Source organism: Sphingomonas sp. BL-S-05, from assembly GCF_055521695.1.
This window is the reverse complement of the sequence record NZ_CM145499.1, coordinates 902,408-911,435: the sequence shown is the minus strand read 5'-3', so window position 1 is coordinate 911,435 and position 9,028 is coordinate 902,408. Positions and strand designations below refer to the sequence as shown.

Genomic DNA, 9,028 nt, shown 5'->3' with positions numbered 1-9,028 from the left:
TCCTGTCTTATCGGTGGCTGAAGCTGGCGACGAAAGCCTGCTTGGGAACGACGACATCCTTGACGTCGCAGAAGAACTCGAAGCTCCAGGCACCGCCTTCGCGGCCGATGCCGGATTGTCCGCGCCCGCCGAACGGGGCCTCCAGGTCGCGAATACCGAAGGAGTTGACCCAGATGAAACCGGTCCGCACGCGTTCGGCGATCGCGATGGCGTGGGGCTCGTCCCCGTAGCAGACGCCACCCAGGCCGTAGACGGTGTCGTTGGCCAGCGCGACCGCCTCGTCGTCATCGGCGAAGGTCTGGAGCACCAAGACGGGGCCGAAGACCTCTTCCTGAACGATCTCGGCATCGCGCGCGACGTTGGTCAGCAGCGTGGGCGCGTAATAAAGATCCCCGGCCTCGTGCCGCTCCGCCCCCCACAGCACCTCGGCACCTGCCGCCACCGCGCGGGTGACATAGCCATCGACCTTGTCGAGCTGACGCGGGTGGATGATCGGCCCAACCTCGGTACCATCGTCGCGCGGGTCGCCGATCGACAGGCGTTCGACGACGGCGCGCATCTTCTCGACAAAGGCGTCGCGTACGTCCCGGTGGACCAGCAGGCGCGTACCGGCCAGACAGACCTGGGTCGCGTTGCGGTACATCAGCGCGGCCGTCGCGGCGGCAGCATCCAGATCGGCATCGGCCAGCACGATGAAGGGCGACTTGCCGCCCAGTTCAAGGCTGCACGGCACCATGTTGGCCATCGCCGCCGCACCGATCGACTTGGCCGTCGCGACCGATCCGGTGAAGGAAATCCGCGCCAGCCGCGGATCGGCGACGAGAGCTGCGCCGGTGACGGCGCCCGCCCCCTGGACGACGTTGAAGACCCCGGCGGGCAACCCCGCCGCCTCAGCCGCATCGGCCAGCAGCGAGCAGGTCAGCGGCGCCCATTCCGGTGGCTTGACGACGACGGTATTGCCCGACGCGAGCGCCGGTCCCGCCTTCCACGTGCTGAGCATCAGCGGCGAATTCCACGGCGTGATGATGGCGCACACGCCGGCAGGATCGTGACGGACCAGATGCCGCGCCTGCTTGGTGTCGATCACCTTGTCCTGCAGCGTCAGCGCGGCTTCGGCGAACCACCGGATGTTGAGCGCGGCGCGCGGCACCAGACCGTGGCGCAGCCGCGACATCAGCACGCCCGCGTCATTCGCCTCCGCGGTGGCCATCTCCTCGCTGCGCGCGGCGATCTCCTCGGCAAAGCGCAGCAGGAACGGCAGGCGCCCTTCCGCTCCGAGTGCGGCCCATGCCGGGAAGGCCCGCTCGGCGGCCGCGACCGCCCGGCCGATCGTCTCGGCATCGGCCTGCGCGATGTCGCCCAGCGGCCGTCCGTCGATCGGTGAGAAGATCGAGAAGCTGTCGGTCGAACCGACACGCGTCCCATCGATATAGTGCAAGGCGGAGACCTTGGTCTCCGCGATATGAACCCATTCGTTCATCAGCCTCTCCTTGCACCAAGGGTAGGGCGACGGCATTTTACAATGAAACGGAACTAAGTTGGAATTCATCAAGGAAATCTTGATAATCTTGGAAAGCGCCGGACCGCGAACGGCAACACGGCGCTAACCCGTGAAGGACGGCCTCGACGATCAATTGATGAACTTGACGCATCACGATGCACGATTGAGAAAGCGATGATGAAAATCTCCCAACGCCTGACGCTTCGTCAGCTCGGTGCCTTCATCAGCGCGGCCGAACTCGGCAATTTCACGCAAGTCGGACGGCGCCTCAACCTCACCGCCTCCGCGATCAGCAACCAGATCGCCGAACTGGAGGCGACCCTCGGATTCCCGGTGTTCGAGCGGACGACGCGCAAGGTCGTTCTGACCCCGGAGGGTCGCGAGTTCCTGCCCATGGCGATCGCGATCGAACGACAGCTGGAGGCTGCCGCCAACCTCGCGCTTGACATCAAGAACCGAGCGATCGGCGTCGTCCGGGTCGCCGCGCCGCTGACGGTCGCGGCAGAGATCCTGCCCAGCCTCGTGGCGTCGTTCGTCATGGTGCAGCCGGGCGTACAGGTTCGCATCATCGACACCGGGGTCGAGTGGCTGTCCGACCGCGTAACCAATGGCGAGGCGGACCTGGCGCTGGGTCCCGACCGGCTCGCCTCTCCCGAGGTGGTAGCCGAGCGGCTGTTCCCCAGCCCCTGGGTCGCATGGTGTGCACCCAGCCATCCGCTGGCCCGGCACGAAAGCCTGCCCTGGAGCGAGGCGTTGCGCTGGACGCTGTTCCTCGCCGGGCGGGATCACGAACACAGCGTCCTGCCGCTGCTGCCCGAACCCGTGGCTGCGGCGATCAAGCCCGCCCAGATCGTCGAGAACGTCACCACCGCCCTCGGCCTCGCGGCGACCGGGCTGGGTTTCACCTGCAGCCCCGCCTATCTCGGGCGGCTCGCCAGCCTGATGGGACTGGTCCAGTGCCGCTTGACCGAGCCCGACATCATCCGGGCGATGACGCTCTATCGGCCGCAGGACCGGCGGCTGTCCCCCTGGGCGACGGCCTTTGCCGATCATATTCGCGGCTGGTCGCCCGACGATACGCAGCGCATCATCGTCGAGGACCCGGCCGCCGCGGCGATCAGTCGTCCCGATCCGCCGTCTTAAGCGCCGGTCCCGAGCCGATATGGTCGGCCTGGTCCTTGGCCGGCACCGATTCGGTAAAACTACGATCGATTTCGGGCAGCATCGTCGCGTTCCACTGCTTCCACATCGCCACCAGCCGCGCATAGTCCGCCGGTTGCCGTAACTTGAGATTGGCCCGCTCCAGCGGATCGTCGACGACGTTGAACAGATAGGTGTTGTCGAGGATCTTCAGGAACTTCAGGTCGCCATCGCGGATCGCGCGCTGGTGGTTCGCCTTGTACCGCCAATAGAGTGTCCGGCTGCGCGGAGCGCCACCGCGCAGCGCGGGCAGCAGGTCGATGCCGTCGAGCGGATAGCGCGGGTCCGGCGCGACCCCCGCCGCCGACAACAGCGTCGCCACCCAGTCCATGGTGATCGACGCCTGATGGCTTTCACGGCCGCGCGGCAGCCCAGCCGGCCACGATACCAGCGCGGGCACCCGCAGGCCGCCTTCCAGCAATTCCGTCTTCTGTCCGCTGAACGGCCAGGTGTCGGCGAAGCGTTCACCGCCATTGTCGCTGGTGAAGACGACGATCGTGTCGTCGCGAACGCCGTTGCGGGTCAGTGCCTGGAGAACCCGGCCAACCTCGGCATCCATCGCCTCGATCATCTCGACATAGGTCCTGGTCGAGCCACCATCCAGATGGCGCAGGCCGGTGCCGGCGATCCGCTTCGCCTCCGCCTCGTCCTGCGGACCTTCCCACGGCCAGTGCGGCGCGTTGAAGTGCAGGCTGAGCAGGAACGGCCGGTCGAGCTTGGCGCTGCGATCGATGAAATCCTCCGCCTGGCGCCCCAGTTGCGCGGTCAGATAGCCGGGTGAATCGACCTTGCGATCGCCCCGCCACAGATCGTCCTGCCCGCGTGCGCCCTTGTGCGAGAAATAGTCGAGTGCACCGCCGCGAAAGCCGAAGAATTCCTCATACCCGCTCTTCAGCGGGCCATAGTCGGGCAGCTCGCCTAGATGCCATTTGCCGATCAGCGCGGTGCGATACCCCGCCCCGCGCAGCAGCGACGCCAGCGTCGGATGATCGGCGGGAAGCCCGATATTGCCGCTGGTCCCGGCCAGCGGCTCCTCCAGACCGATCGGCAAGCGATACTGGTACCGCCCGGTCGCCAGCGCGGTACGCGTGGCCGAACAGACGGCCGAGTTCGCATAGGCCTGATGCAGTTTGACGCCATCGCGCGCGAGGCTGTCGATGGCCGGGGTCCGGACGTCGGGCCTGCCGTAACAGGCGACGTCCGCGACCCCCATGTCGTCGGCGAGAACAAAGACGATGTTCGGCCGCCGCCGCTTTGCCGCCTGCGCGGTACCGCCCAGCGTCGCCGCAGCCGACATCGCCCCAAATTGCAACAATGCGTCGCGCCTCGTCGTACCTTTGCTCACGTCGTCTCCAATGCCATTAAATTCTGATGCGGAATCCCACCCGGAACTCGCGTCCGAGCGTATCGTAGAGCGCAGCGTTTACCGGCGCCGTGATCTGCTGAAGGTTGGTCGGCAGGACGAGGACCGGATCCTTGTTGAACAGATTGTCGATGTTCACGAAGAACTCGCCATTCCCACCGGCCGCCGGGACCTTCACGCCGAAGGCGAGATCGAAATAGGTCGCGCCCCGGATGCTGTTGTCGGCAAGGATCGCCGGGGTGAACGCCTGGTCATAGACCCCGGACGATACCGACCGGGCGGTGAAGTCCGCGCGGTAGATCGCGTCGCTATAGCCGATCGACGACCGCACGCGCCAACGCGGCAGACTGCCACTGTTTTCGCCATCGGCGTAATCGATATTCGCGCCATCGAACGTGTACCGCGTGATGGCGTGGGTCGCCAGCACCCGGAGATTCAGATTCCCGCCATTGGCCAGCGGGTGACGATAGCTTGTCTCGATGTCGAGACCGCGCGCACGCTCTACCGCGACGTTGACCGGGAAAGTCGTGATGGCCGACACGACACCACCGGTGCGCGTGATGTTGGCGCACAGCGCGGTATTGCCGCCGAAGCAGCGATCCAGGATCTGCTGCGGCGTCAGCACTGCCAGCGCGTCGCGGATCTTGATGTCGTAATAGTCGACCGACACCGACAGGCCACGCAGCCAGCTGGGCGAATAGACGCCGCCCACCGTCAACGTATCGGCGATTTCGGGCGTCAGGGCGGCATTACCCTGCGTCGTGACGCGGAACAGTGGCGACGAACCATTGGTGAACGGATCGCGGGCGGTCTGGTTGTTCTGCAAGGTGCCGCCCAGGAACAGGTTGCTCAGGTTGGGCGCCCGGATGTCGCGCGACCGCGTCCCGCGCAGTCGCAGATCGGCGAACGGTTCGTAGGTCAGGCCCGCCTTCCACGTCGTGACGCCGCCGCTGGTGCTGTAGTCGGTATGCCTTGCCGCGGCGTTCAGTTCGAGATTGTACAGGCCGGGAACACCCTTGGCGAGCGGAACGACCGCCTCGCCGAAGAACTCCTTGACGTCATACCGGCCGTTCGTCGCCTTGTAGTTGCCCGCCATGAAGCCGTTGACCGCCGATATGGCGTCGCCGGTCCCGGAAATCTTCTCCTCGCGATATTCCGCCCCGACCACGACCGAGACCGGGCCGGCCCACGTGCTGAACGGCTCGCCCTGCAGCGTGCCCGCAACGACCGTCTGTTCCAGTCGCGAGTCCGCGCGCGAGATGCCCGTCACATAATTGATCGCCGCCTGGGAATTCACCCCGATGCCGAACGGGTTATAGGGCACGCAACCGTCATTGGGATTGGTCAGCGTCGATCGGCAGACAATGGCACCGGCCGCGTTGCGCACCGCGTCCGTCGCTTGACGGTACACCGCTAGATTGACGTTGTTGGCGGCCGCGACGCTGATGTCGGTGCGCCCATATTGGCCATAGACGCCATAGCTCCACCCGCCGCCGATGTCGCCATCGACACCGATCACCCCACGGAAAAGCTCGCGCTTGTTCTGTACGTCATAGCGGCCAATATCGCCGTTCGACGTACCGAAGCCGAACGTCGTCTGCCCGGCTGCGAGCAGGCGGCTGCGCACCGTATCCGGCAGAAAGGCATTGTCGCTGCGCAGCGTCAGATTGCCCATATAGGTGTTGAAGGGCGAATAGGGCGTGGCGAGCGACCACCCGTAATTCCCCTCGGCATAGAGTTTGAACGCGTCCGAAAAGTCGTACGATATCCGGGCAAAGGCGGTCCGCTGCTCGACCGGCGTCGACAGGGCGTAATATTCCGCCAGGTCGAGCCCCTGGCCGCCAATCTGGAAAATGCCGCTGACCGTGCCGTACTGGTGCTGCCCGACCGCGCCGCCGCGTCCGAACTCCGTGCCCTGTAGCGGGCCCGACACGATGATGCCGCCCAGCGTCGTGCGCGACAACTTTACATCGGTCGCCGCGATCTGGGTCGGCTGGCCGTTGCCCGGCACGAAGGCTGGGTTCGGAATGATCTTGGCGCCGTTATACCAGGGACGCGAGCGCGACTCGCCGATGCCTTCGTCCTTGGAGTACATACCGCTCGCGACGATGTGGCCGCGCCCGTCGCCGAACGCCTTGCCGACCGCCAAATCGGCCTTCCAATTATATCCGTCGCCGTAGGTGGTGATCCCGTTCTGGATGGACGCCTTCACCCCTGTGAACCGCGTGTCGAGCACGAAGTTCACGACGCCCGACACCGCGTCCGAACCATAGGCCGCCGACGCACCGCCGGTCACCACGTCGACCCGCGAAATCAGCGACGCGGGCAGCGTGTTGATATCGACCAGCCCCTCGGTGCTCGCACCGACGACGCGGCGCCCGTCGAGCAAGACCAGGGTACGCGACGCCCCCAGCCCGCGAAGGTTCAGGAAGTTCGACCCGGCCGTACCCGAACCGACCTGCACCGTCTGCGTGCGCGGCGTATCCGAGGCTGCGGCCTGTGGCAGCTGGTTGACGAAGTTGGCGATATTGGCCGGGGCCTTCGCCTCGATTTCCACGTTCGACAACACCGTTTCCGGCGTCGGCGCCGAGTAACCGTCCCGCTTCACCCGCGAACCGGTTACGACGATGTCGTCTCCGGCGGGCGCTTCCGGCTGTTCTTCGTCCTGCGCTACCGGATCGCCTGTCGCCTGTGTCGGCGCAGTCTGCGCGGCAGCGGCCTGTGCCGCCGTGATCGCCCAAAGCGCGCTACCGATCGCCAGTGCATGGCGGCAGCCTCCGAAGCCCTTCATTGATCCCTCCTATGGCGATCCCGCTTATGGTTGCGGGACACTGTCCAGTCGGCTGGCTTGGTCAGCGAGCCGCTGTCCAAAGGGCTACGACGCCATGATTATTGATAGAACCGCTATTTTATTCACAACCTTTGCAAAAACCTTGATAATGAAGATGACCTGATCGCGTCGGGCGGCGTCAGGCCGCCCCGGCGTCAAGCTGTTCGGCACGCATTTGCAGATGGCGCAGGCTCGCCAGCAAGGCAGTCCGTTCGGCTGGTGAAAGCACCTCCAGCAAACGTTCGTTATACGCCGTCCGCTGACTGGCGAGTTCGTCGTAAACCGCCACGCCCTGGGCGGTCAGGGTCAGCCAGGCGCGTCGCCGATCCTGCGTACATAGCTGCGACACGATCAGTCCATCGTCGAGGAGTGCCTGAACCGCCCGGGTCGTCGCGCCGGAATCCATACCCGTCAGATACCCGACATCGGCCCCTGTCAGGCGGCCATGCGCCGCAATGACGAGCAGCATCCGCCATTCGCGCAATCGCACCACCTTGCCGTTCGCGCACCGCAGCGCCCTTCTCGGCGATGTCCAAGCGCCTAGCCGGTGTATCAGATACGGAAGATAGCTGTTCAGGTCGAACGGCAACGGCGCCACCGCATCGGACCGTGGAACCTCGTCGTCCCGCACGTGACACTCCCCGAACCGAAATCAAATTAGCTGATATTGCAGCTATCTTCAGGATATGACATCACTGGGGGCATAACAAGATGGGGAGGATCGCTTGGATCCCATGGACGAACGTGCAGCGCTGCATGAGACTTCCGCCTGCACGAAGGAGCGGCCAGCCCCCAGGGAACTGGCCATTGGTACCGCACTCGATGACGCGCCATGGGGCGGTTTCCAGAAGCGCATCCTGCTGCTGACGGCGATCGCGGTGGTGTTCGACGGGCTGGACAACCAGTTGATCGGCTTTGCCGCCCCCGCCCTGATCCGCGATTGGGGAATCGACAAGGCCGACCTCGTTCCGATCATCGCCGCCAGCCTGATCGCGATGACGATCGGCACGGCGATCGCCGGCTTCGTCGCGGACCGGATCGGGCGCCGCCCGACCCTGATCGCCAGTGTGGCGTTATTCGGCGTGGCGAGCGCCGCCATCGCGCTTGCCCCCAATCTGACGGTACTCTTCACGCTGCGGCTGATCGCCGCGCTGGGACTGGGTGGGGCCATGCCGACAGCGACGGCGTTGGTCGCAGAGTTCACGCCCCGGCGTAATCGCAGCCTTGCGGTCACGCTGGGCATCGTGTGCGTGCCGCTGGGCGGATTGCTGGGCGGGTTGCTCGCAGCGACGATCCTGCCCTCGATGGGCTGGCGCGCGCTGTTCCTGATCGGCGGCCTCCTGCCGCTGGTCGCCGCGCTCGTCTTCGTCGTGACCCTGCCCGAATCGCCGCAGATGCTACACGCGCGCGGCGACGAGACCCGGCTGCGGACGGTCCTGCGGCGCTGCGGCATCATGGTCGCCGACGATGACGCTCTGGTCGCCAACACCGGGGAGACGGCGGTCGGCGACGATCGAAAGGGCGGCCCGCGCGCGCTCTTCGCCAAGGGCTATGCGCGCGACACGGTGATGATCTGGTTCGCCTTCTTCACCTGCCTCCTGGCGGTCTACAGCGTGTTCAACTGGGCGCCGACCAATCTCGCCGATCGCGGGCTGGACCTGCGCGCGGCGAGCACCGGCCTTGCCGCATTCAACTTCGGCGGGATCGCCGGTGCCATCACCTGCGGATGGCTGATCGACCGGTTCGGCTCGCGCTGGCCCTTGAGCCTGCTTTCGGCCGTCGCGGTGCTCGTCGGGATCGGCATCGTCGTCCGGCCGCTGCACGCCGATGTCTCCAGCGAGGCGATCCTGTTCATCTTCGGGGTGCTGGGCTTTGCCATCAACGGCGTGCAGACCACGCTCTTCGCGCTCGCCGCATCTCTCTATCCCGCCGCCACCCGCGCGACCGGCGTCGGCATGGCGCTGGGCGTGGGCAGGCTCGGCGCGGTGCTGTCGTCAGCCGCCGGCGCGACCGCGATCGCAATGGGCGGATCGAGCTATTTCGCGCTGATCGCGCTGGCCATGGCCGGGGCGTTCCTGTCCGTGATGCTCCTGCGACGTCACACGCCGCCGGCCCGGACGCTGCGGGGATGAGC

6 protein-coding genes are annotated in these 9,028 nt (G+C 65.9%); 2 read left to right on the top strand and 4 right to left on the bottom strand.

Annotation, left to right across the window (positions count from 1 at the left end):
• Positions 1 to 7: 7 nt before the first annotated feature.
• On the bottom strand, positions 8 to 1,480 hold the full coding sequence (locus ACZ1JS_RS03940) for an aldehyde dehydrogenase family protein (RefSeq protein ID WP_465167808.1): 1,473 nt from the start codon (positions 1,478 to 1,480) through the stop codon (positions 8 to 10).
• Positions 1,481 to 1,675: 195 nt separating this feature from the next.
• Here ACZ1JS_RS03940 and ACZ1JS_RS03935 point away from each other — a divergent pair, with 195 nt between their 5' ends.
• Entirely contained in the window at positions 1,676 to 2,644 is a 969-nt protein-coding gene (locus ACZ1JS_RS03935; RefSeq protein WP_465167807.1) for a LysR family transcriptional regulator, read from the top strand.
• Here the strand turns inward: ACZ1JS_RS03935 and ACZ1JS_RS03930 are convergent.
• The 3 genes from ACZ1JS_RS03930 to ACZ1JS_RS03920 all read right to left on the bottom strand — a co-directional run bounded on the left by ACZ1JS_RS03930 (position 2,619) and on the right by ACZ1JS_RS03920 (position 7,525).
• On the bottom strand, positions 2,619 to 4,046 hold the full coding sequence (locus ACZ1JS_RS03930) for a sulfatase family protein (protein ID WP_465167806.1): 1,428 nt from the start codon (positions 4,044 to 4,046) through the stop codon (positions 2,619 to 2,621). The two genes, ACZ1JS_RS03935 and ACZ1JS_RS03930, sit on opposite strands and share 26 nt — an antisense overlap.
• Before the next feature lie 16 nt (positions 4,047 to 4,062).
• Positions 4,063 to 6,855 carry a TonB-dependent receptor domain-containing protein gene (locus ACZ1JS_RS03925; protein WP_465167805.1) on the bottom strand — a complete coding sequence of 931 codons (2,793 nt, stop codon included), beginning with the start codon at positions 6,853 to 6,855 and terminating at the stop codon, positions 4,063 to 4,065.
• A gap of 178 nt (positions 6,856 to 7,033) precedes the next feature.
• Positions 7,034 to 7,525 carry a MarR family winged helix-turn-helix transcriptional regulator gene (locus tag ACZ1JS_RS03920; protein WP_465167804.1) on the bottom strand — a complete coding sequence of 164 codons (492 nt, stop codon included), beginning with the start codon at positions 7,523 to 7,525 and terminating at the stop codon, positions 7,034 to 7,036.
• A gap of 103 nt (positions 7,526 to 7,628) precedes the next feature.
• Here ACZ1JS_RS03920 and ACZ1JS_RS03915 point away from each other — a divergent pair, with 103 nt between their 5' ends.
• Complete coding sequence (locus ACZ1JS_RS03915; RefSeq protein WP_465167803.1) at positions 7,629 to 9,026, top strand: MFS transporter; 1,398 nt, start codon at positions 7,629 to 7,631, stop codon at positions 9,024 to 9,026.
• The last annotated feature ends 2 nt before the right edge of the window (positions 9,027 to 9,028 follow it).

Coding starts and splice junctions, on each gene's coding strand:
- ACZ1JS_RS03925 (WP_465167805.1), bottom strand. CDS start 6,855: ATGAAGGGCTTCGGAGGCTGCCGCCATGCACTGGCGATCGGTAGCGCG.
- ACZ1JS_RS03915 (WP_465167803.1), top strand. CDS start 7,629: ATGGACGAACGTGCAGCGCTGCATGAGACTTCCGCCTGCACGAAGGAG.
- ACZ1JS_RS03940 (WP_465167808.1), bottom strand. CDS start 1,480: ATGAACGAATGGGTTCATATCGCGGAGACCAAGGTCTCCGCCTTGCAC.
- ACZ1JS_RS03935 (WP_465167807.1), top strand. CDS start 1,676: ATGATGAAAATCTCCCAACGCCTGACGCTTCGTCAGCTCGGTGCCTTC.